21 protein-coding genes are annotated in these 24,288 nt (G+C 41.6%); 6 read left to right on the forward strand and 15 right to left on the reverse strand.

Translation table 11 applies throughout. The features are described 5' to 3' along the window. Nucleotides 1–17: 17 nt before the first annotated feature. From NG55_RS13205 to NG55_RS13230, 6 genes are read right to left on the reverse strand one after another with little or no spacing between them, the layout of a single operon-like run. Entirely contained in the window at nt 18–1,748 is a 1,731-nt protein-coding gene (locus tag NG55_RS13205; RefSeq protein ID WP_065343507.1) for an ABC transporter ATP-binding protein, read from the reverse strand. A gap of 13 nt (nt 1,749–1,761) precedes the next feature. Next, complete coding sequence (locus NG55_RS13210; protein ID WP_065343508.1) at nt 1,762–2,904, reverse strand: ABC transporter permease; 1,143 nt, start codon at nt 2,902–2,904, stop codon at nt 1,762–1,764. A gap of 10 nt (nt 2,905–2,914) precedes the next feature. Beyond that, nucleotides 2,915–3,853, reverse strand: coding sequence for an ABC transporter permease (locus NG55_RS13215; protein WP_065343509.1), 939 nt, complete (start codon nt 3,851–3,853; stop codon nt 2,915–2,917). Nucleotides 3,854–3,865: 12 nt separating this feature from the next. Next, complete coding sequence (locus tag NG55_RS13220; RefSeq protein ID WP_065343510.1) at nt 3,866–5,884, reverse strand: M3 family metallopeptidase; 2,019 nt, start codon at nt 5,882–5,884, stop codon at nt 3,866–3,868. A gap of 26 nt (nt 5,885–5,910) precedes the next feature. Next, a complete protein-coding gene (locus NG55_RS13225) occupies nt 5,911–7,725 on the reverse strand; it encodes an ABC transporter substrate-binding protein (RefSeq protein ID WP_065343511.1) in 1,815 nt (604 codons plus the stop codon). 14 nt (nt 7,726–7,739) lie between these two features. Next, the gene (locus NG55_RS13230) at nt 7,740–9,524 is read right to left on the reverse strand and encodes an ABC transporter substrate-binding protein (protein WP_065343609.1); all 1,785 of its coding nucleotides are present in this window, start codon (nt 9,522–9,524) and stop codon (nt 7,740–7,742) included. A 657-nt stretch (nt 9,525–10,181) separates the two neighbouring features. Here NG55_RS13230 and NG55_RS13235 point away from each other — a divergent pair. The 5 genes from NG55_RS13235 to NG55_RS13255 all read left to right on the forward strand — a co-directional run bounded on the left by NG55_RS13235 (nt 10,182) and on the right by NG55_RS13255 (nt 15,569). Next, entirely contained in the window at nt 10,182–12,911 is a 2,730-nt protein-coding gene (locus tag NG55_RS13235; RefSeq protein WP_065343512.1) for a TonB-dependent receptor, read from the forward strand. A 153-nt stretch (nt 12,912–13,064) separates the two neighbouring features. After that, entirely contained in the window at nt 13,065–13,778 is a 714-nt protein-coding gene (locus NG55_RS13240) for a TonB family protein (RefSeq protein WP_065343513.1), read from the forward strand. A gap of 41 nt (nt 13,779–13,819) precedes the next feature. Then, a complete protein-coding gene (locus NG55_RS13245; RefSeq protein WP_065343514.1) occupies nt 13,820–14,695 on the forward strand; it encodes a MotA/TolQ/ExbB proton channel family protein in 876 nt (291 codons plus the stop codon). Between the two features lie 11 nt (nt 14,696–14,706). Further along, nucleotides 14,707–15,135: an ExbD/TolR family protein gene (locus NG55_RS13250; protein ID WP_065343515.1), complete on the forward strand. Its 429-nt coding sequence runs from the start codon at nt 14,707–14,709 to the stop codon at nt 15,133–15,135. 14 nt (nt 15,136–15,149) lie between these two features. After that, on the forward strand, nt 15,150–15,569 hold the full coding sequence (locus NG55_RS13255; protein WP_065343516.1) for an ExbD/TolR family protein: 420 nt from the start codon (nt 15,150–15,152) through the stop codon (nt 15,567–15,569). A gap of 73 nt (nt 15,570–15,642) precedes the next feature. Here NG55_RS13255 and NG55_RS13260 read toward each other — a convergent pair whose 3' ends face one another. From NG55_RS13260 to NG55_RS13295, 8 genes are all read right to left on the reverse strand, one after another. Beyond that, the gene (locus tag NG55_RS13260; RefSeq protein ID WP_065343517.1) at nt 15,643–16,308 is read right to left on the reverse strand and encodes a hypothetical protein; all 666 of its coding nucleotides are present in this window, start codon (nt 16,306–16,308) and stop codon (nt 15,643–15,645) included. A gap of 249 nt (nt 16,309–16,557) precedes the next feature. Next, nucleotides 16,558–17,199 carry a dethiobiotin synthase gene (gene bioD / locus NG55_RS13265; RefSeq protein ID WP_065343518.1) on the reverse strand — a complete coding sequence of 214 codons (642 nt, stop codon included), beginning with the start codon at nt 17,197–17,199 and terminating at the stop codon, nt 16,558–16,560. Further along, nucleotides 17,200–17,703 (reverse strand): hypothetical protein, encoded by a 504-nt coding sequence (locus NG55_RS13270; protein WP_065343519.1) that lies wholly within the window; start codon nt 17,701–17,703, stop codon nt 17,200–17,202. 4 nt (nt 17,704–17,707) lie between these two features. Continuing rightward, nucleotides 17,708–18,481, reverse strand: coding sequence for a malonyl-ACP O-methyltransferase BioC (gene bioC, locus NG55_RS13275; RefSeq protein WP_065343520.1), 774 nt, complete (start codon nt 18,479–18,481; stop codon nt 17,708–17,710). Continuing rightward, nucleotides 18,478–19,632: an 8-amino-7-oxononanoate synthase gene (locus NG55_RS13280; RefSeq protein ID WP_065343521.1), complete on the reverse strand. Its 1,155-nt coding sequence runs from the start codon at nt 19,630–19,632 to the stop codon at nt 18,478–18,480. The genes bioC and NG55_RS13280 overlap by 4 nt, the downstream gene beginning before the upstream one ends. After that, nucleotides 19,619–20,914, reverse strand: a complete 1,296-nt coding sequence (gene bioA, locus NG55_RS13285) for an adenosylmethionine--8-amino-7-oxononanoate transaminase (protein ID WP_065343522.1) — start codon at nt 20,912–20,914, stop codon at nt 19,619–19,621. Before bioA ends, NG55_RS13280 begins: the two co-directional genes overlap by 14 nt. 336 nt (nt 20,915–21,250) lie before the next feature. Continuing rightward, nucleotides 21,251–21,964 carry an alpha/beta hydrolase family protein gene (locus tag NG55_RS13290; protein ID WP_065343523.1) on the reverse strand — a complete coding sequence of 238 codons (714 nt, stop codon included), beginning with the start codon at nt 21,962–21,964 and terminating at the stop codon, nt 21,251–21,253. Nucleotides 21,965–22,006: 42 nt separating this feature from the next. After that, nucleotides 22,007–22,336 (reverse strand): DUF6176 family protein, encoded by a 330-nt coding sequence (locus tag NG55_RS13295; protein WP_065343524.1) that lies wholly within the window; start codon nt 22,334–22,336, stop codon nt 22,007–22,009. A 134-nt stretch (nt 22,337–22,470) separates the two neighbouring features. On the opposite strand from NG55_RS13295, the gene NG55_RS13300 reads away from it, so the two are divergent. After that, the gene (locus NG55_RS13300; RefSeq protein WP_065343525.1) at nt 22,471–23,046 is read left to right on the forward strand and encodes a peroxiredoxin; all 576 of its coding nucleotides are present in this window, start codon (nt 22,471–22,473) and stop codon (nt 23,044–23,046) included. 77 nt (nt 23,047–23,123) lie between these two features. On the opposite strand, the gene NG55_RS13305 is transcribed toward NG55_RS13300, so the two are convergent. Next, entirely contained in the window at nt 23,124–24,083 is a 960-nt protein-coding gene (locus NG55_RS13305) for a LysR family transcriptional regulator (protein ID WP_005273213.1), read from the reverse strand. Nucleotides 24,084–24,288: the final 205 nt, after the last annotated feature.

The raw sequence follows: 24,288 nt of genomic DNA on the forward strand, positions 1-24,288 counted from the left end.
TTAACTTTTCATTACTTCTAGTTTAAATAACTTCCTTGCGGAATTGCGGCTAACAACTTCTTGGTATATTCATGTTGAGGATGTAAATACAGTTGATCAGAATTGGCAATTTCAACTAATTCGCCATGATTCATCACCATCACTTGATCAGAAATGTATTTCACCACAGATAAGTCATGCGAAATAAAGATATAGCTCAGGCCAAACTCATCCTGTAAATCCTGCAACAAATTCAACACCTGCGCCTGTACCGACACATCCAGTGCAGAAACCGATTCATCACAAATCAAAATCTCTGGTTTCAAGGTTAAACACCGTGCAATCGCAATCCGTTGCCGTTGCCCACCTGAAAACTCGTGTGGATAACGGTCATAGGCTTGTACAGGCAAACTGACGCGCTCTAACAGTTCCAATGCCATCTTTTTACGCTCAGCATCATTCTGTCCTACACCATGAATCCGCATCGGTTCCAATAAAATCTGCCCGATGGTAAAGCGTGGATTGAGTGAAGCATAAGGGTTCTGAAAAATGATTTGAATTTTGCGTTGATACTGACAAAACTCTTTCTCAGTCATCGCCAGAATATCTTTGCCACCAATCAAAGCCTGCCCACCCGTTGCCTCATGCAAACGCATCAACAGTAAACCGATGGTGGTTTTACCTGAACCCGACTCTCCAACGAGCCCCAAGGTTTTACCTTTCGCCAACTGAAAAGAGACACCTTTCACCGCTTGAAATTCTTCGCGCCCCCACAAGCCCTTACGGCTATAAAACGACTTTTTCAGGTCTTTAACCTCTAAAACAATGGGTTCATCACCAGTCAGACCACGAGCACGTTGTCTCAGATTTAAATCAGACAGATTGGTGGCTTCGATCAGTTGTCCATTTTCGTCCTGCTTCATAAAATCACTGGTCACAGGCAACCGGTATGGGCGAGTGGCCAACTGTGGACGACAATGCAGCAAAGCACGGGTATACACATCTTGTGGTTGTACCAGCACCTGTTTTACAGGGCCACTTTCACGAATTTCACCATGACGCATCACAATCACTTCATCTGCGATTTCACCCACCAAGGCTAAATCATGGGTAATAAACAGCATCGACATTTCATGGCGTTGTCGTAAAGATTCCAATAAATCAATGATCTGCTTTTGAATGGTGACATCTAAGGCTGTGGTCGGCTCATCGGCAATCAATAACTTCGGTTCACAGGCAATCGCCATGGCAATCATCACCCGTTGCTGCTGACCACCTGAAAGCTGGCTCGGATAAGCATCAATCTTGGTTTCCGGTGCAGGAATACCCACTTCTTTCAGCAATTCAAGTACCCGTACTCTGGCCTGCTTGCGCCCCATGCCTAAGTGGATACACAACACTTCAGCAATTTGATCTCCCACGGTAAAGACAGGATTCAACGAGGACATCGGCTCCTGAAAAATCATGGCAATATCCTTACCACAAATTTTGCGAATCTCTTTGGCCGATAAGTTAAGTAAGTCTTTACCTTCAAAACAAATTTGACTGTGTTCAGCAATTTGGCTTTGCCCTTTTGGCAACAGCCCCATCACGGCTAAGGAAGTGACCGATTTACCACTGCCCGACTCCCCAACCAGTGCTACGGTTTTATTTTTAGGAATTGAAAATGAAATGCCTTTGACTGTTTCGATCCACTGCTTATTTTCACCCTTAAAGCTGACACGGAGATCATCGACACGTAATAGCGTTGTTTCATTCTGATATTGCATATTTGTCTCTCCGCTATTTCAACTTAGGATCTAAAGCATCACGTAAGGCATCGGTAAACATCGAAAATGCAGTGACTAACACAGCCATTGCGATGGATGCAGCAGCCAATTGCCACCATTTACCCAAGATCAGCTCACTTTGTGCTTCATTCAACATACTGCCCCAAGACACCACGCCAACAGGTACACCAAAACCAAGGAAGCTCAGAATCACTTCTGATTTAATGAATGACACCACCAAAATCGAAATCTGCACCAAAGCAATATGACTCACATTCGGAAAAATATGCACGAACATACGGCGCAGATGACTGACACCGATGGCTTTGGCTGCCAACACATATTCACGCGATTTATGTTTCATATATTCGGCACGAATCAGACGAAATACTCCCGTCCATCCCGTTAAACCCAAGATCAACACAATCGACAGAATGCCTTTTTGTTGTAGGACTGCCGCAATGGCCAATACCAATAACAGATAAGGAATCGAAGTAAAAATGTTATAGAACCAGTTCAGAACATCATCGACCCAACCGCCAAAATAACCTGCAATTGCACCCAAAAAAGTACCAATCACCACCGCCAATAATGCCGACAATAAACCGACCAGAATTGAAGTTTCAGCGCCTTTGATGGTTTTTAACAAGATATCTTGCCCCCACTTATCCGCCCCAAAAGGCAAAGTGGTTTTGAGTTCTTGTTTTTGATCGAGTAAATGCCCACCGAGTTGCTGATCAATCTGCTGCATATCCTCAGCCAAAGGATCAACCATGCCATAATTATCAATGACTGAACCACCTTGCTGTTCAGCCTGAATTTCGGCATTAAGCTGCTGAATCACATCTTTCAAGGGATCGACTGGATTTTCAGGCAAAGCGGCTGTGGTTTCACTATTGGATTTAATTTGATCTGACTCTGTATCTGCGCCTAAAAATGTCGGTGGTGCATAACTGACTGCAACTTCTTTATTCCAGTTTGAGGCAATTACCCCTGTCATCGATAAAGCGAGCAAGATGAAATAAAATAACACCACCAAAAAAGACACCACGGCAATTCGATCTGACTTCAATCGATTCAAGGCCAAATGCCAGAGTCCTGTTGATGCAGAAGATTCATTTGAGGAGGCTTTGCCTTTAAAAATTGTACTGAGCATCGTTATCCTCCTATTTCAACTGTACACGAGGATCGAGAAGCTTATAAATCAGATCAGCGATCAAGTTAAAAATCATGGTGATCGCAGCGATATATACGGTGATGGCTTTAATCACAGGAAAGTCACTACGCTCAACCGCAATAATAATTTCTCGACCAATGCCTGGAATACCAAAGAAACGTTCAATCAGGAAAGCACCAATCAATAAGGCTGGCAGACTGGCCATCACTTCAGTGACAATGGGAATCGAGGCATTCCGCAATACATGTACACCGAGGACCCGAGACTCGCCTACACCTTTAGCGCGCGCAGTCCGCACATAATCTTGGTTAATTTCATCGAGGACGAAACTGCGATATAAACGTAGCGTTGGAGCAATACTCACCACCAACATGATCAAGATCGGCAACAAGGCATAATGGAATAAGTTTTGACTAAAACTATCGCTCCAGCCCTGAACAGGGAACCAACTGAGTTGATAGGCCAAAACATATTGGAATACGATGATATACACCAAGATACTGATCGACATACCAATGGTACACAACATCATCACCATACGATCGGTCAAGGAACCACGCACTGATGCAACCGCCAATGCCAAGATGATTGAAATCACGGTTTGCAAAATGGTCAGTGGAATCAATAAGGTCAGTGATGGCCCTAAACGGGTCAGGATAATCTGAGAAACAGATTCACCTGTACTCCAACTGGCGCCATAATCGAAAGTCAGAATCTGTTTAATAAAAATCCACAGTTGCACATAATAAGGTTGATCAACCCCCAACTGTTTACGGATGTTTTCGATTTGCTCGGGGTTGGACATTTTTCCTGCCAAGATATATGCAGGATCGCCCCCCACCCAGTTAAACAAGAAGAAAATCAGCAAAATGACACCCAACATGGTCGGGATCATTTGCCATAGTCTACGCACGACATAAGCAAGCATAATGGCAAATCCTTATTTGACCCGTTGACCTGTAATTTCATTAAAAAAGGCTTTGTTATCTGGCTCTCTGCCTAAGAAGTCTTTGACCAGTTGTGCCGCATTCTTTTGACTGCCTTGTGACAAAATCGCCTGACGGTAGCGCTGTCCTACTTCTGGATTATTTAAGTTATCGCCAAAAGCCGACAACATATCCAAGGCCAATACTTCAGACCACATATAGCCATAATAGCCCGCTTGATAACCCATCAAATGGCCAAACTGACCAGGGAACTCAGTGTTCGGTACATAGCCCAATGCGGTTGCCGATTCCATTTTTTTCCAGACATCCATCGGCTGTACTTTGAGTGCATCTGCACCATGCAAAGCCATGTCATATTGTGCATATAGGGTTTGACGCGCATAACGTAGACCACGTCCATAGTTATGTACTGATTTAAGACGCTCAATCAGCGCATCATCTACGCGTGGACAAGCGGGGTCACAATAATCGGCTACTTTAGACAAGGTTTCTTTACGACGTGCCCACTCTTCATACATTTGTGATGGCGCTTCAACAAAGTCGCGCTCTACCGAGGTGCCTGACTGAGCTGAATAGCGAGTTTTCGATAAAATGCCATGCAGGGCATGACCAAACTCATGCACAAAGGTTTCTAGTTCGTCACTATTTAAACCTTTGCGGTTAAAGTTGGTGACCAACACTGAAATGGGTTTACGTTTGCTCAGCGTACTGCCGCCATATACACCCCAGACCGCAGCATGCCCGTACTTGCCTTCACGTGGGAATTTATCCATGTATAGGCCACCAAGGACTTCACCTGTTTTTTTGTCAGTGACGTCATAATATTCCACTTCATTTTGCCATGCATCGACTTTGGCTGGCTTAAATTCAATGCCATAAAGATCAGATGAAATCGCAAATAGCCACTTTTGTGCTGCTAAGGTTGGGAAATAATCACGCAGTTTTTCTTGGTCAATTTGGTATTTTTCTTTACGGAGTTTTTCACTCCAATAATTGACATTCCAACGGTTAATTTCAGCTTTTTCTACAGTTGTGTTCAAGGTCTTGGCTTTGAATGCACGTAACTCCTCCACTTCTTTTTGCTCAAGTGGTGCAACCACTTTGTGTACATCTGCCAAGAAGGTATTCACTGTTTTTGGCGTTTTCGCCATACGTTTCTTCAAAGCCCAATCGGCATAGCTTGGCTGGCCAAACAGCTGTGCCAGTTCATAACGTAAGTCGATAATCTGTTTAAGCAAGACTAAGTTCTTTTCTGTACCGCGACGTGTAAATGCAGTTTGATAACGTTTGCGTGCATCATCACTGTCGGCCAACTCCATAAAAGGTTGGTATTCTGGATATTCAAAGCCTAATAAATAATTGCCTTTATCATTTTTCTTTAGGCCTGAAATATAATTGTCTGGTAAGCCTTTCAGCTCGGCAGGCGTAAATTCTAATTTTTCTGGGTTATCCCGAATATTGCGGGAGAATTCTTGTGAAAGTTTGGTCAACTCATCAAAAATTGTTTTGACCCGTGCTCTTTTTGCAGGAGGAAGTTGTACCCCTGTATCTTCAAAGGCATCAAGAATATCTTGGCGGTACTTAGTATCGATTGCATCGTTGGCTTTGGTGTTTTTAAAACGTTGATACAGTTTTGGATTCTGATAAATTTCAGTTTGTAGTTGATTCAGCTTAACTTCACAATCTTCAGCAGCTTGACGTAATTTGGCATCGGGATCAACATTGCTATATAAACTAATCGGCCCTGCAAAATCTTCAAAACTTGCCATCAACTGATCCCACTCTGCCAATACAGGTGCAGCATCAGATTGGGGTTTTACTGTTTGTTTTTCCAGTTGAGCAATCCGCTGTTTAAATGTCTGCAAGTTGGCATCACACCATTGAGTACTTTCACTGGTTTTTAAGATCGGTAACGTGGTTCTTGTATTTTCAGCCCAAATCGCTTGGCTCACTCCCGCAACCGCCATCGATAACAGTCCCAGTGTCGACAACTTCAATATTTGTTTCGCCATGCGCTTTCTCCCATTTAATCTGTTTGTTATTTCTTATCTTGAATATCGATATACATCCATTCTGCTGGCAGAACAGGGTGTTTTTTATAACCCATCACACGCGGCTGCGCGACCACGGTACGGTAACGGGTCGACATAAATTGCACCGGTGAATAAAACTCTAACAACCGTGACATTTTGCGATACAGCATATCGCGTTCAGGGCCATCCTCAAGTCTCAATGATTGCTCATAGAGACGGTCATATTCAGGTAATTTGAAGCAGGTATGATTGGTTGCATGAATATTTTTGCCATAAAACAACTGCACAAAGTTATCTGCGTCAGGATAATCTGCAATCCAAGCCGAAGCCTTAAACATGGTTTTACACTGTTTTTCTGCTTTTAAACCTTCCGCGAAAGGAACAGGCTTCGACACCATATTAATTTTAATATTGGTTAAATCTTTCTTCAGTAACTCGGCCATTTGCATACTTCGTGCACTGCTGGTCGATGGCATAAACTCAATCACTAAAGGCTTGCCATCAGGTAAAGTTCGCCAACCATCCGGACCTACTTTGTAGTTGTAGCGATCCAATAGCAAATTGGCTGCCTTTACAGAATAAGGAATACTGCTTTTATAATTTGGATCATGTCCTGCGACACCATACGGAATCGGTGATTCTAATTTTTTGGCATTCCCCTTGGCCAAGACGGTGATAAATTTTTCTTTAGAAACTGCCATGGACATCGCGCGACGCAATGCAATCTTATCTTTACTAAAACCACCTACTACGGGGTTTTGGATATTCCAATACAAATAATCAATCGAAGGATCTGAGATACGAGACAGTTGGATGCCCTTCTTGGCCAGTTCAGGTTTTAATGAACCATCTGATTGCAAGGCCTGTGCAGGTAATTCCCCATCAAGTGTAAATAAATCCAAACCATCTTTTTGGAATGACAGCCAACCCGATTGTGATTCTTCAATCACCTGAATATCAACAACCCCAATCTGCGGCATTTTTTTGCCTTGCATCTGTTGTACGATTTTTTGATCTTCTGGACTACTGGCCTTAAAATCCCATGTAAAACCACGATAATCTGGATTGGCTTTCAATATAATCCGTGAACCCGGTGTCCAATGTGACAGCAGATAAGGACCTGTTCCCACAGGCCGTCCCATCACATAACCTGCTTTATCCCGATATTTTTCGATCACCTCTCGTGCCACTGCACCCGTGGGTTGATGTGCCAACAGCATCGGAAAATTATGATTCGGTTCTTTTAAACGAATGACCAAAGTATAACGATCTGGTGTTTGTATCCCCGCCATCGGCTGATCGTAATTAAATTTTCCTGTTTTACTGGCTTGTTGAATAAAAGGTTCTATTCCCACAATTTTATCTTCGAACAACCAACTGTTTGGAGAATGCAGATTTGGATCAAGTAAACGTTTGAATGAATAAGCATAATCCGCAGCGGTGAGTTCACGTGGCTTGCCTTTAAATGCAGGATCAGGGGTAAAATAAATCCCTTTCTGAATCCGAATGGTATAGGTCAACCCATCCGCACTCACTTCAGGTAAGGCCACTGCCGTTTTCGGTACCAACTTGGCGGGCGAAGCTAAATAATCATAGGTATAGAGCGTTTCAAAAATAGAATACAAGATATGTGCTGAATATAGATCTTGTGTCGCTACGGGATCAAATCCTGTTTCTGCCACTGGAAAGGCATAGCGTAAGACTTTTTTAGGATCGGCTGGGTTTTTCGCTTCTGCAAGCGAGCCCCCAAAACTCAGTGTTGTCCCCAGTAGCAGTGCCAGACAGCTCCGTTGCATCGAAAGTTTTAAATTTTGCTTCATCATAAACGCATCACTTATTTTTGATTTGGTGAAACAATATCTAAGTATTGCCAATTGGTATTCATGATCGGATGAGCTTTAAACCCCTGTACTTCTGGTTGAATCAACCAGTTCCGAATTCGTGTGTCTTGTAAAATCCATGCATTGTCAGCTTCAATTTGGCGACTCATTTTTTCATAGAATGGCATGCGTTTTTCAGGGGGTTGCTGCATTGCCTGTTTATACAAATTGTCGTAAGCAGTTGACTGATAACAGGATTGGTTACCACGTCCAACATTCGGGCCATAAAGCAATTGTGTGAAGTTTTCACCCTCTGGATAATCCGCATGCCATGCGCCACTCCACATCATGTATTGACACTGGGTTGAAGCTTTCAAATTATCAGCAAAATTACTCACTTTAAACTCAGAACGAATGCCTATTGCATCCAAACTTTTTTTCCAAAGCTCAGAGGCAATCACCTTGGCTGATCCCGTTTCTGTATTTATTTTTAAAGTTAAAGGTTTGCCATTGGGAAGATGACGATAGCCATCTGGCCCTTTTTTATAGCCAAAATGATCCAGTAACTTATTGGCGAGTACTGGATTGTAGCCGATGCTACTGCGATAATTCGGATTATGACCACTGATCCCTGCTGGCACGAGCATTTCTGCCTTTACCGCCTGCCCTTTTCTTAAAATCCGAATATATTCATGCACATTAAAAGACATTGCAATTGCACGTCTTAACGCCACTTTCTCTAAACTATTTCCACCCACCACAGGATCACGCATATTCAGCATTGAAAAGGTGATCTCTGCTTCTTTATTCGCATAAAGGCGTATACCCTGTTTTTGTATGGCTGCTTTTAACTGGTTATTTTGATCCAGTACTTTTGGGATTGCATTTTCAGTGACTTTATCAAAATCGAGTTGCTTGGACTGAAAAGCGAGCCAACGAGATTGTTCTTCTTCAATAATGCTGATATTGACTTTGCCAATTTGTGGCATTTGCTTGCCACTCATTTCTTTAACCAGTTGATTATCCCACGCCGTGCCTGTCGATTTAAAATTCCAGACAAACCCTCGATAATCTGGATTGGCAACCAGTTCGATCTTGCTGCGGGGCACATATTTACTCAGCATATATGGCCCTGTTCCCACAGGATGCATAGCTAAACGATCTTTATAGTATTCAACCACTTCGCGTGCAGTCGCACCAAAGGTGCTATAGGCCAAAATATAAGGGAAATTATAATCAGGTTGCGTCAAGGTAAATTGAATCGTATATTTATCCAGTGCCTTGATGCCTTCAATTTTTGCATCGTAATTAAACTTACCCGTTTTCTTGGCTTGTTCAACCAGCGCATTGGCACCCACAATTTTATTATCAATAAAAGAAAATGCTGAGGCATGATTTTTGGGGTCTAATATTCGCTTAATTGAATAGACATAATCTTCAGCAACCAGTTCTCGGCGCTTGCCTTTAAATGCAGGATCATCAGTAAAATAAATCCCTGGCTTTATTTTGAATATATATACCTGACCATTTTTTTCAACAACAGGTAAGCTCTCTGCCGTTGCAGGTATTAACTTCACTGGACTCGCGAGATAATCATATTGAAGCAACCTTTCAAAAATCACATCGGCAACACTACCACTATAAAAATTGAAAGTTTTAACCATATCAAAACCATCATCTGGCGCTTCAAAAGCAACACGGAGTACTTTATCTGCCTGAGCGGGTGTTTTCGCATACCCCATCGGCATAAATGCAATAACAGTTGATAACACAGTGACCGTAAAAAAAGTTGACTTCAAATCAGTGCTCACATCATCGTTTTTTAATAAATACTAGACTTTCGCATAGCATTCAACACTACAACCGTTTTCCTTCCAACGATTCTTATTCCAATTTTTTATTAAAAAATCATTTATTTAATGTTTTTTACCAATTGGAAAAATCAAATCCAAAGAAAAACCCCTTCAAGATTGAAAATTACCTAGCCAATTTCATGCCACTTTTCAAATAAAAAAATCGCGATTATTTTTTAATCAAACCGTATTCATAGCAGATCCGATTTTCACGCATCTTAAATAAAAGTAACTTTATGCCAAATCATATTTTTATATATTATTTTCCATTTCAATGAAATAAAAACAATAAACTACATGTTTTATAGCAACAAAATGATATTTGCACCACAAAAAAGCAAAAATAAAACTTTATGATTCATTTTAATACATTACATGAATATGCATTATTTGGAACTTTATGACAACGAGTCTACATTTTTAAATAATTCAATATTTTTAATATTTAGTAAAAATATGAAAAGCTTATATATAAAAACTAAAACACTTTTACATAATTTATTCTACATTAAGCGAAATCTAAAAATAGGGCTTGGCACAGGTCTTGCTAAAACGGATTGATCGAATTTTAGAGTGGCAAACCATTTAGGGGTTAAACAAACAATGAAAAATGCCGATTTCTCTCCACCAAACGCTACGTCAAAAACGAGCAAAACCATACTCAAACTTAGTACGCTTAGTTTAAGTATGCTGTGTTTAACCATGGCTCATGCTGCCGAGGCAGAATCACCATCCGAGGAAAAAGCAGCCAAAGTTGTAAAAGTTGCAGTCACGGGTTCATCCATCAAAGGTGTTGCAGCCCAGAGTGCATCCCCCATTACCATCGTCAAAGTAGACGAAATTCTGAAACAAGGGGTAACGACGACAGAGGAAGCGCTTTCTAAAATTACAGCGAATCAGTCAGGTTTAAACACATCCCAAAGTATTGGTTTTTCAGGAACTGCTGGGGCAACTGCCAACTTAAGAGGGATTGGAGCAAATAAAACGCTCATTTTACTCAATGGCCGTCGTTTGGCTGCAAATGCCTTTGATAGTGGTGTGACCAATTTAAATATTATCCCCCTTGCCATGCTTGAGCGTATTGAGATTGTCCGCGATGGCGCTTCTGCAATTTATGGGACTGATGCAATTGGTGGGGTCATCAACTTTATCACCAAAAAACAATTTACAGGATTAAACCTCAGTGCGGGATTAACTCAACCAGAAGAAAGTGGCGGAGATACACAAAATATTAGTGTCTTTGGTGGCTATGGTGATTTAGATGAAGATCGCTTTAATATTTTTGGTGTTATTGATTATCGTCGTGGTAGTGAAATTTGGGCAAAGGACCGTAAAGTCAGTAAACGTGGAGGAGTCATTCCAGAATTAGGTCTTGAATCTCGCAGTATTGGCGCATTTCCAGCGAACTTTGTTGATCCAGGTAATAAAGATGCAAGCGGTAATCCATATGCGAAGACAGGCTGCCTTGGTTATGCAAATACAACCGCTGTAGGTAATAATTGCCGACTCAATACCCAATCCTCGATTGGTATTACACCAAAGACGGAGGATATTTCTGCACTCGGGCATATCACCTTCAAGCTCAGTGATAATTTGAATGCAATCGGTGAATATATTTATTCACGTAATCAAGTCAATACTTCTGTTGCACCCGATGTTTTTGTCGATACCGTAACCATCAATGATCAAAGTAAATACTTCCCTGGTAATGGTATTGTACCTGCTGTAGACGGCTTAAGTGGTCAACCCTTAGAACTTAGAATTCGCTCACAAGCAGGGAATCGTGAGAAAAAATCTCAATACGAATCCCACCGTTTGTTTACAGGGATTGAAGGTGACGTTGCTGGATGGGATTTAAATACTGGGGTTACATATGCCCGTAGTAATAGCAATGAAAGTTTGCAAAGTGGTTTTATTAACAAGGACCAATTACAAACGGTATTAGACAAAGGAATTCTCAACCCCTTTGGACCACAAGCAGTAGGCGATGATCCCAACATCTGGAATACGCTTAATGTGAAAGGCAAATATCTAGATGCAACACTTGACTCAACGATCTTTGACTTCACTTTAAGCCGCGCGATTTATAGCCTACCTGCTGGTGATGTTGGTTTCGCTTTTGGAGGGAGCTATCGCTATGATAATTGGAAATATAAAGTAGACCGTAATATTGCAGCACAAGCGCCAAGTACGGGTGTTGATGCAGAAAAGCCGAATGATAGTGGTGACCGTAATATTAGCTCAGTCTTCACTGAACTCAATATTCCATTACATAAAACACTAGAGGCTCAATTGGCAGCCCGTTACGATAACTATAGTGATGTGGGCAGCACATTTAACCCTAAATTTGCTTTACGCTGGGAACCAATTAAACAGTTAATGCTCCGCAGCTCATATAGCACTGGTTTTCGGGCACCGACGCTTGCTGAGTTAAATACAGGCAATGCCTTAACCAACTCACCCATTAATGATGATCCGATCTTATGCCCTGGCGGAAAACCGCTTCCAGGCAAAGGGGATGCAACACGAGATTGCGGACAACAATTTTACCAACAAAATGGCGGAAATAAGAATCTAGAACCAGAAAAATCAACCTCAATCACAGCAGGTTTTGTACTTGAACCAATCAAGAATCTCGTTTTCTCTGTTGATTATTACAATATTGAAGTGAAAAACCAGATCTCTGCACTCAGTCCCGACAGTATTTTTGCAGACCCAACAAAGTATGCAGATAAATTTGTTCGTAAAGCAAACGGCTCAATTGATTATGTGATTGCCACAAATCAAAACATGGGCAATATCAAAACACAAGGTTTTGATATTGGACTGAACTACCTCACCCCACAAACATCAACGGGCCGCTTTGGTTTCGGGATCGACGGAACCTACGTCACAAAGTTTGATTATCAAACTGAAAAAAATGGGGAGTGGTTTAGTAATTTAGGTGCCTTTAAAGATAACAGTCCTCCTGTTGTTGGTGGGGCAGCGGGTGGTCCAACCATTCGTTGGAAACATGTTGCTAACCTAAACTGGAGCTATGAAAACTGGGCGCTGAACTTTCAGCAACAGTTTACTCAAGGCTATAAGGATCAGAACTCCGCCAATATCAAAGAAGGTTTTAGAAACCATCGTGTAAGTGATTACAGCGTCTATAACATCTCTGGGACGTATCGTGGCCTCAAAAACACTGAGTTGAGTTTTGGTATTAAAAACATCTTTGATGAGGAACCTGCTGCCTCAAACTCGCTGGCACTATTTCAGTATGGCTATGACCCACGTTATAGCGATCCTACAGGACGCACCTATTTTGTCCGCGGCACCTATAAATTTTAATGCGTTTCATCACTACGACATGAATGTTGTTCTGTCGTAGTGATTCACCGTAATCCTCTGTTTCATAACATTCCAAGCGGTTTTTATCAGTCTAAATCGATATCAGCCGTATCGAATGGATATGAATTACTGATTACAATTTCAGGAGTAATTATGGGCATCCCCTTTTCTGAGAATGAAAATCAACCTGCCAAACGCCTTGTCGGTATTGGCCTGGTGTTATTTCTACATCTCATTATCGCCTATATTCTGATGACAAGTTTAGCGACTGACTTTAGCAAGCCTGTTGATAAACCTGTAGAACTACAGATTATTCAGGACATCAAACCACCACCTCCTCCAAAGCCTGAGGAACCGAAACCCAAAGAAAAGCCACCTGAGCCACCAAAGATGGTTGAAAAAGTGGCCAAGATGCCTGACCCACCTAAACAAGTGGAGAAAGTCACACCTGTACAAAAACCAGCACCGGCTCAACCGACCAAAACGGCTGTTGCTACACCAACGCCTACGCCTGCAGCAGCAAGCCCGAGTCCTGTTGCTGCTCCAACAGCGCCTGCCGCACCAGCGGCTCCAGCTAAACCCGCAGGAATTTCGCGCGGTGTTTCTGAGGGTGAAGCGGGATGTCAAAAACCTGAATATCCACGTGAAGCCTTGATGAATGAAGAAGAAGGTACGGTGCGTATTCGGGTACTGGTTGATGGTTCAGGCAAAGTGATCGACTCAAAAGTTAAAAAATCGAGTGGAAGTAAAAGCCTAGATAAAGCAGCAGTCAAAGCCTATAGCCTGTGCACATTTAAACCTGCAATGAAAGACGGTGTACCACAACAAGAATGGTACGAGATCGAATATCCATTCACGATTTCCTAATTAAATGCATTGAACGAACAAATTTTTTGGAGAATTTAAACATGACAAACACAGCAAAACGTATTTCTCGAATCGCAGCAATAGGCCTCATCGTAGGCAGTACACTACTGCCTGTTGCAAGCGTGTGGGCAGATGAAACCACGCAAACTACAGCCGTAACTACGGTCAGTACAGATACCACAGCTCAAGCTACACCGACACCTCCGCCATTGCCTGCAACTGCCGAAAAAGTACACAACCCTTATGGTTTAGAAGCGCTCTGGCGCGAAGGTGATTTAGTTGCAAAATCAACGCTATTTATCTTGGTACTGATGTCGATTGGCACGTGGTACATCATTCTGTCGAAAGTGTTCCAACAAAGTAAAATCAAACGCCATGGCACAGAAGCTGAACGTCATTTCTGGGAAGCAGAGTCTTTAAATAGCGCTGCAGAAAGTTTAAATAGCAATAGTAGCTACCGTTATATTGCTGAAAAAGGCATTCGTTCGACCAAACATCACGATGGCACCTTATTAGAACGTATTGATTTCAATACATGGGTAACAATCTCAATTCAACGTGCAATCGAAAAAGTACAAAGTCACTTAAGCAATGGCCTAGCCTTCCTTGCCACTGTGGGTTCAACCGCACCATTTGTCGGCTTATTTGGAACAGTTTGGGGGATTTATCACGCGCTTACTGCAATCGGTATTTCTGGCCAAGCATCAATTGATAAAGTCGCTGGACCTGTGGGTGAAGCACTGATTATGACCGCAATTGGTCTTGCAGTCGCGGTTCCTGCTGTACTTGGTTATAACTGGTTAACCCGTCGCAATAAAGCGGTTATGGACAATGTTCGCTCATTTGGTTCAGACTTACATGCCGTACTCCTCAGCGGCGACTTAAACAGTAATCACCCAAACCGTGATTCTAAATAAGGAACACCATTATGGGCATGATGATGAATTCAGATCAAAGTGACGATGATGTCATCGGGACGATTAACACGACCCCGCTGGTCGACATCATGCTGGTGCTGCTGATTATCTTTTTAATTACAGTGCCAGTGGTCACGCACACTGTTCCGGTAAAACTACCTGAAGAAAAAAATACCCCTTATGCCACCACCCCACAAAATATTCAGCTTTCCGTCAATAAAACCGGGGATATTTTCTGGAATGAACAACACGTTGCAAATAAAGAAACTTTACTTGCCCGTTTACAAGCTGAAGCGCAAAAGCGACCACAGCCTGAGGTTCATATTCGAGGCGATCAACAGACTCACTATGCAGCAATAGATCAGGTGATCAGTACAACTCAGCAAGCAGGGATTGGCAAAATCGCTTTTGTTACCACTCCCCCTGCTTCTACACCATAACAGGAGAATCACACATGGGTATGAATGTGGGTTCAAAAAATGATGAAGATGATGTAATGCTCGACGTTAACATGACACCATTGATTGATGTCATGCTGGTGCTGCTGATTATGTTCATCATCACCATTCCGATTCCAAATAATGCCATTAACATTAATTTGCCAAATGGTAGCCCTCCACCACCAACTGAGCAAAAACCACCTGAGACCATCAATCTACGGGTTGATGCGCAAGGACATATTTTTTGGAATGATCAAGCCGTAGCTGATCGTCAGGCACTCAAGGTTTTGTTTGACTCAGTTGCACAAAAAGCCGATCAGGATCAAATCAAATTTAAACCTGATGCACAGGCTGAATATAAAAATATTGCGATGGTGATGGCACTGGCTCAACAGAGCAATGTCACTAAAATCGGCATCGTCAGTAATAACTAAACAATAAAAACAAAAAATTAATCAGATAATTAAACATTACTCCAGCGCTAACAAGTTCGCTTGTTAGCTTTTTTTATCTGATATCACTGATTATGATCGGAATCAGTTTAGTACTCACTTTATAGCCTTGTGGTTTGTTATTACAGGCATCTCCTGTCACTGTGGTTCGAATCACATAAGGTGAATAAGGCATCACATTTAAATAACCCGAATTGTCTCGGCCAGTACGGCAATCTTCCGCACCCAGTTTTTCATTATAGCGCCCGTTATAAGAAGACTCTTCTACCTCTGCAATCAGTTTGCTGGTCCACTGAGTGAAATAAACTAAGCTTTTACTCGACTCGACTGTGCCCTGTCCTGAGCCCGTACTTTCAATTTCGATCAGTTGAATCGGTTTAGCTTTATAAACAGTGGAATGCACTTTAAAGCTATTCGATTGACCACCAAACTCTTTTAAGATTCGAGCCTGTTTTAATTTTGGACGAGTTAACACATAGCCAGCCCAAAAATTGCGTCCTGCATTTTCAAAACTCACGCCAGATAAATAGGCTTCTTCACCCGAGATCAGTTTTACAGCTTCGGTAGAATCAATCTGAATGGCTTGAGGTGGACTGGCATTTGAATCTTGTAAATTAGTAATCCAACTAATAATGGTTTTATCTGTTGGCACGGCAGCATGAGTTGCCGAGATTAGACTTGATAGACAGAGTGTTATAAAAATAAATTTCTTTTTATTCATTATGATTTTCCTTTAGAGATTAAACCTGAAAGTAATCTTAGCGGAGTCTTCTCGATCTCTCATCTAATCACAGGAATATCATCTTACTTTTCAAAGATGAAAAGTAACAAAAATCTTTTGTTAGACTGACGGTACGTCCTGAGCAATTTCAAAGCAAGGCTTTGAAAGCAGCGCAAGGCAGTCTAACTTGGCGGCATCCTTGCCGCCCTCCACGATCGTAGATATTTACTAGACAATAAATACCTAAAGTTAGTTAAACTTTTCCAATTCAATCCATTCTGCTTCTGGAAAATGCTTTGCCAAATAAGCTTTTAAATAATCTGCGGTATCTTTCGAAATAAGTGGATCTTTCGACTCATCCTTTAAGTTATACACCAAAGCATGCAAACTCAAACCACGCTGCTTTAATGCCTCTAAACTCAATAAAGTATGATTAATACTACCCAAACGTCCTGAAGTCACCAAAATCACAGGAAATTGATGCTGAGCGATATAATCAATGGTCAACAACGCTGTGGTTAAAGGCACCATCAAACCACCGGCCCCTTCTAACAACACCACTTCAAATCGCTGAGCCAATTCCTTGGTCGCTGCTTCGATCTTGGCAAAATCCAGATCACGTCCATCCAAACGTGTGGCTAAATGCGGCGAGGCAGGATAAGTAAAAATTTCAGGCATGGTCAGCTTCTCGTGATCTTCCTGAAACCAGCCACTACCCATAATTTCACGATGCTTTTCGATATCTTCAGAGATATCGACATTTCCTGTTTGTACCAACTTCTGGGTAATGACACGCTGTCCCTGTTCGGTCCAAAGTTTGGCGAGATAACCTGTGGCATACGTTTTACCAATTTCAGTATCAATACCACTGACAAAATAAATACGACTCATCTACTTAAATTCCTTGTTCTGAATTGTTGAAATTTTAGGGTAAATTTCATGAATATAAGGATAATCATTCAAACGCTGATCTAAAGAGTATTCGATACAGATTTCACTGATTGCTTGTATTTGCATCTGGTGAGTATAGGAAAAAGATTGACTCGTTTTGTCATTCATCAATAAAAACTGACCACTACTTCTGCCTGGTTTTTCAATGTTTTTAGCCCAACCACAGATCGTCTTTCTTGGTGCATTTTGGTTAATATAATCTGTTATCCAACTCGTTGACCAAAAAGAGAACAGAATCATCAGCAAAACCGCTCCTTCTACAACAGGATTGGGGATTTGGTCTTTTTTCCAAACCCGTACATATCCCAAGCCAATTAGTAAAACACCCAAAATCAAACAAATTAATGCCCACGGAAAAGCAGAAAACATCAGAAAAATTAAACTTATGCTTAGTGAAAAATAACCATGCACTACATTATTTCTGGGTGTTAACCGGTCAGACATGACTCTATTCATCACCTAAAGATAAGGATTTTGCTCTTCGTGCAATCACATAAATCGGATGATAAGTTAGGCTAAAACCCTGTTCATCATAAAACTGTTGATAATCCGAATAAAACTGCTGCAAGGATTGCTTGGTCCAGCGATGTGATTTTGCTGTTGCAGTCACGCCTGTCGCTTTTAAATGCTGTAATACCGATTTTGGATGATCAAAATATACCTGCTTCAGTTCTTGCTCGATGAGTAGTATTTCAAAGCCTTGCTGTTCAAGCTGTCGCTTTAAAGATTCTAAGCCAACATAATTTAAGCCCTGTCCTGTCAACTGCTTAATTTCAGTTAGATTATCTGGCCCAAAAGTAGAAAACCCGAAATATGCATTGGGTTTTAAGGCTTTGTGAATCCGCCGTAATAATGCAGGCAGATCAACCATCCATTGCAATGCTGAACTGGAAAGCACTACATCTAAGGACTGTGGTAAATTCAGTTGTTCAATATCTCCGATCAACCAATTTACATGTTTAAAATTGAGAAAATGCTGATCCACATCTGCATATAAATCATTTAAAAACAGTTGCTCAACTTGAAAATGAGATTGAAGTAAGTGGGTGAGATTGCCAGATCCACAACCAATCTCAAGTACAGAGGCTAAGTTCTGCGGACAATACACTTTAAGGTATTCAAATAACTGCGCACTAATTTGCTTTTGTACCACAGCATGCTCAACATAGCTTTGCCCTGCTTTGGCAAAACGTCGTGCAACCAATGCTTTATTGATGCTCACAAACACTCCACCAATTGTTCCAATTCAGCTTTTTGCACCAAAGAGGTTAAGGAAATACGCAAGCGTGAACTATTCTGTGGCACTGTTGGTGGGCGTACTGGCATGGCATAAAAACCTTGTTGTTGTACATAGCGTGCTTTTTCAATGGCCGCTTGGCTTTCACCTACGATAACTGGAATGATATGACTGCTGGATGGACTGGAGAAACCTTTTGCAATCACCGCCTGTTGTAAATACTGACTGATCTCTGCCAAGTGCTGACGCTGTTGCTGCATGCTCAGCACTTTATTAAAAATAAAATCTGACCATGCCATCGAGATTGGAGGCAAAGCGGTACTAAAAATCAAAGGGCGCATTTTATTGATCAGATAATCACGGATGATTGAATCACAAATGATATAGCCGCCCACCGAGGCAATTGCTTTACCAAAGGTACCCACCAAGAAGTCAATCTGAGCCAATACGCCATATTGTTCAGCACAGCCCAGGCCTTGCTCCCCCCTGACCCCAATCGCATGAGCTTCATCGACATACAACATGGTTTTGGCAAAGCGCTGTTTTAACTGTGCCAATGCTGCTAAATCCGTCTCATCGCCATCCATACTAAAAATACTTTCAGTCACCACAATAATGCGTTCAACTTGCTCATCTTGGTGATACTTTTGCAATAACTGTTCCAGATGTTGCAAATCATTATGACGATAACGCACATATTGAGCAGTCGAAAGTCGAATACCATCAATCATACTGGCATGTACCAGTTTATCGGCCAGAATCACAGTTTTGCTATCACATAAGGCTGGTAAAATACCGATATTCATGTGGTAGCCACTATTAAAAAGTAAAGCAGCACGACCAAAGGCTTTGCTTAGGCTATTTTCAAATTGTTCATATTCTGCAAAATTACCAGTCAGCAAGCGTGACGAAGATGAACTAAAGAGCGCTCGTTCAATTTTCAGCGTATCCAGAAATTCTTCTCTTAAACTTAAATCAGCGGCCAAGCCTAAATAATCATTCGATGCCAGATTCAACATGCTTCGATCTTGAATCGTGATCCATTTTCCCTGCTGTTGATTTGCAGTAAATTGGCGGAAATTACCTTGCTGTTTGAACTGGTCAAGCTGCTCGGCATAATGATCAAGCAAGGACATTGGCATTTACTCCCTGCATATTTTTCACCACTGCACTCATCTGTGCCAATAAATAATGGAGTTCGTCATCTGTGATCACATACGGCGGCATCACGTAGACCAATTTTCCAAATGGCCGTACCCAAATACCCCGTTCAACGAACTGTTGCTGCAAGGTTTTCATATCGACATTTGTGGTTAACTCCACCACCCCGATCGCACCTAAAATCCGTACATCCGCAACATGGTCAAGCTGTGCTAAATCGATTAATTGTTGAGTAAGAATTTTTTCAATTCGTTGAATATTGGTTTGCCAATCTTGTTCAACCAATAGTTGGGTGCTTCTTAAAGCAACTGCACAAGCCAGTGGATTCGCCATAAAGGTCGGGCCATGCATAAACACGCCCACTTCACCAAGACTAATAGTTTCAGCCACTTGCTTGGTGGTTAAGGTCGCAGACAGCGTCATATAGCCGCCTGTTAAGCCCTTACCAATACACATAATGTCAGGTTCAACTTGGGCATGTTCCCAAGCAAACATTTTACCTGTACGTCCAAAACCTGTAGCAATCTCATCAAAGATCAACAGCAAATTATACTGCTCACATAAGGTCTTGGCTTGGCGCAAATATTCAGGATGATAAAAACGCATGCCGCCTGCGCCCTGCACAATTGGCTCAATAATCAGAGCAGCAATACTGTGATGATGCTGTTCAATCTGCTGCGTGAGTTCTTGAATATCTTGCGGATTCCATTGACCATCAAAACGACTTTGTGGCGCGGGTACAAAAATTCGATTGGGTAAACTTGTCCCAAAAATCTGATGCATCCCTGTGACAGGATCACAGACAGACATCGCATTCCAGGTATCGCCATGATAACCAGAACGGGTAGTAATAAAATTGGTTTTCTCTGGTTTGTTTAATGCAGCCCAATATTGCACTGCCATTTTTAAAGCGACTTCTACGGCAACCGAACCTGAGTCTGCGTAGAAAATCTTATCTAAGTTCGGCGGCGTAATTTTTAATAATAGTTTGCCTAATTCAATCGCAGGTTCATGGGTCAGACCGCCAAACATGATATGCGCCATGTTTTGCAATTGATCTGTAACTGCTTGGTTCAGTTCAGGATGGTTATAGCCATGAATCGCACACCACCATGACGACATGCCATCAACCAAAGTTCGCCCATCTTCTAATTCGATGGTCGCACCATAGGCACGTTTGACTTTAAAAGTTGGCAGTGGATTTAACATCGAAGTATATGGATGCCATATATGTTCTAAATCAAATAAATCGGTCATCCTCTACCTCATTTGCTGCTATTTCAAAATTTTCCATTAGCCTAATCACGCTTTTAGATACTCGGAAATGTCATCTGCAACCTGCGTGGTATAAACAAGATACAAGGCTTAGTACACTAGATCAAAACAAAAAAATGAAAGAAGTGAACAGGTTTTGCAGATGACAAATGGTTTTGCCTACTTTTCCCGAAAGAAAAGTAGGTCGCCGAAGGCATACCCTAAAATGGATGAGAACTCGGCACGATTCCGTTAGGCCTATAAAATAAACTTTATCTTAAACTTGTCAAAAGCTAAAATATATTGCGAGAACTTTCAATTCAAGCAAGATTAAACCCTCTATTGAATAAAATCTTCAATTATTTGCACAGTCTGCTCCACCATAAAACATGGAAAACCATGCGAAGCTCCATCGATCGATACAACAGATAGATTTTTTGCAGCTAAATCCTTTGTTTTTTGGATAACTTGGTAAGGAACTAAAGCATCATGCTCTGTAAAGACATGCAACTGACTACCCTGATAATTTTCATACAACTCAACCAAGTTTAATTGCTCCAGCAAGTTTAACCCTTGTCTAAGCAAGGCAATCGGTTGTGGACGAATCAATTTTTGCATGGCTACGAAATCTTTCTTTGCCGAACTTGCACCTTGACAGACCAACAAACCAAAACGCTTTAAAGTACTAATCGCGTCCTGTTCAAAGGACTGTTTAAACTGCATAAAGGTTTCAACAGGCATCGCAGTCGCCCAATCTGCTTGGGCAACAAAACAGGGATTCGACGCTAAAGTGATTAAAACTTTCTGTTCAGCATATTGATGTTGGATTTGATCGACCAGTAATGTTGCCAATTGTCCACCAAGCGACCATCCCACAATCACATCAAATTTCACTGCGAGTTCAACTTGCTGTTGCAAGATGTCATCATTTAGCGCATTAAAGATATTAAGCCGTTCAACGTTATGCCCCTTTTGTTCTAAAGCCTCATGTAAGGGCTTTAATAATTCGGCACCACCGCCCCACCCCGTGATGAGTAGAATCTTATAGATCACGTGCTTGCTCATTTCCAAAAACTTCAACGCAGTATACCTTGGTTAACACTGCTCATTATTTTCCAAATCTACCAAAAGCTGTGCTGGGATCACTTGCTCCCAATGTTGCTTGAACTGTTGATGCACCTGATCAATATCAAAGCAACTCTTTCTCGCCACCTGTTGTGCATAAGCAAGATCATTAGCACGCATATAGGCAAGTAAATAGTGCTCCCCATTCAATTCAAGTTGAAACCAAGATTCAACGGTTACCCCTTCAGCTTGCAGTGTTTGAATGGCTTCTGCTTTACGTCGTTGAATTTCTTGCTGCCAAGCCTCGACTTTCGCCTGTGTATTGGCTTTTAATCTAATCAGAACTGCACCAACATCCATTGATTTTCCTTTTCTTTTTCTAAATCGCTATTCAATTGAAATATATAAAGCAGAGCAAAACCCTGTAAAGAATTTTCTACCACATCTAATGTCTAAATTTGCTAAAGTAGCTGCTATTACACTTTGAGATCAACATGATGAATACGATAAAGTCCAAAGTTCTCGTTTTATGTAGTTCACTTTTTTTACTCGGCTCACCGACGCTCAGTAGCGCACAAAGTACTTTATTTTCTAAGCAAGATACTGCACAAAAAGAATGGGTTGGACAATCGGCGCCAGATTTTAAACTGCAAGATCAAAGTGGCAAATGGCATACCTTGAATCAATATAAAGGCAAATGGGTCGTCTTGTATTTTTATCCTAAAGATAACACCGCAGGTTGTACCCAAGAAGCCAATCAGTTTAAATCGCTGTATCCACAGTTCTTAAAATCGAATGCGGTTGTACTCGGTGTAAGTCTGGATGATGTCGCATCACATCAAAAATTCTCAGAAAAACTTGGTTTACCGTTCCCAATTCTTGCAGATGATAAAGGCGAACTTGCAACTAAATTTGGCATTGTCCGAAATTTGGGTATTGCTAAAATTGCCAAGCGAGAGAGCTTTTTAATCAATCCACAAGGCGCAGTGATGTATCACTACACCAGCGTAAATACTCAAACTCATGCCGATCAAGTCTTGAAAGACCTAAAAACCTTACAAAGCAAATAATCGCTTTGGAGATTCTGAGTCAACTCATCGATTGATCATCTGCCTAGATTTTTAAGTCTAGGCATTTTTATACGCGTTTAAAAATCAATGCCAAGTGAATCATCAATCGGGTTCTGATCCAGTGTAAACACAGTCCGCTGATACGGAATGCCTTCCAGATCATAGACCTGATAAACACAATCAAATAACAGCTGTAGGTCTTCACTGCGATCCATTGCCCGTGCAGTCAGAAAAATTGGGCTAACCGCGCCATTGTCCAGAATCGGAATGTAATTGAGATGTGGAAAACGAATAGTATCGGCACTGGCAGGAATCACACATAAACCTTCACCTGCGGCCACCAGACCCAAGGCCAATTGAATTTCCCGCACTTCATGCATATTTTTCGGCACTAAACTATGCTCGGCAAAAATATTCAGCAGTTGAGTCGAAAAATTCGGTTTCGGCGAAGTGGGATACATAAACATCTTTTCATCAATCAGATCAGCCAGATAGACCCCTTCCGTCCGCTGTGCAATCGGATGGCTGGTATGCGCCGCCACTACCAATCGTTCCTTGCGCAATAAAATTCGCCTAACCGCAGGATCACTAATCCGCAAGCGCCCAAAGCCCACATCAATGCGCCCTTCTTTTAACGCTTGCAACTGCTCTGTGGTGCTCATTTCAACCAACTGAATATTGAGATGCGGCTGCTGCTGCCTAAACAAATAGATGATTCGGGGTAATAAACCATATAACAGCGACCCGACAAAGCCAATGGTGACACTGCGTTCGATCAGTCCAATCCGTTTCGCCATACTCTTAATTTCTTCTGCATTAGACAAAAGTTTAATCGCGTGCTGATAAAAGAAATGCCCTGCGGGTGTGGTTTGTAACGGTCGGCTGCCTCGCTCAAACAATTGAATTCCTAGCTCGCCTTCCAAATTTTGAATCTGCCGGCTCAAAGGGGGTTGAGCAATAAATAGTTTTTCTGCGGCCTTGGTAAAGCTCTGTTCTTCAACAACCGCAACAAAATACCGTAAATGACGTAATTCCATGAGGTTTCCATACCTTTAAGATATATAAAAATATAAATTCAGTCTTAGACACAGTTTACTCATTCTTTTAAGGTATAGACAAGAGATAAACCGATGAAGTTATGAATCGCTTCCGCTAGATTCCAGCTGCCCATATTCATCCTTATCGGTTCAAGCCATCACACAACATATTAGGATATCGAGACGCTTTAAGCGTAACTCGATG

It is taken from the genome of Acinetobacter gyllenbergii, from assembly GCF_001682515.1.
GTDB classification, from domain to species: Bacteria; Pseudomonadota; Gammaproteobacteria; order Pseudomonadales; family Moraxellaceae; genus Acinetobacter; species Acinetobacter gyllenbergii.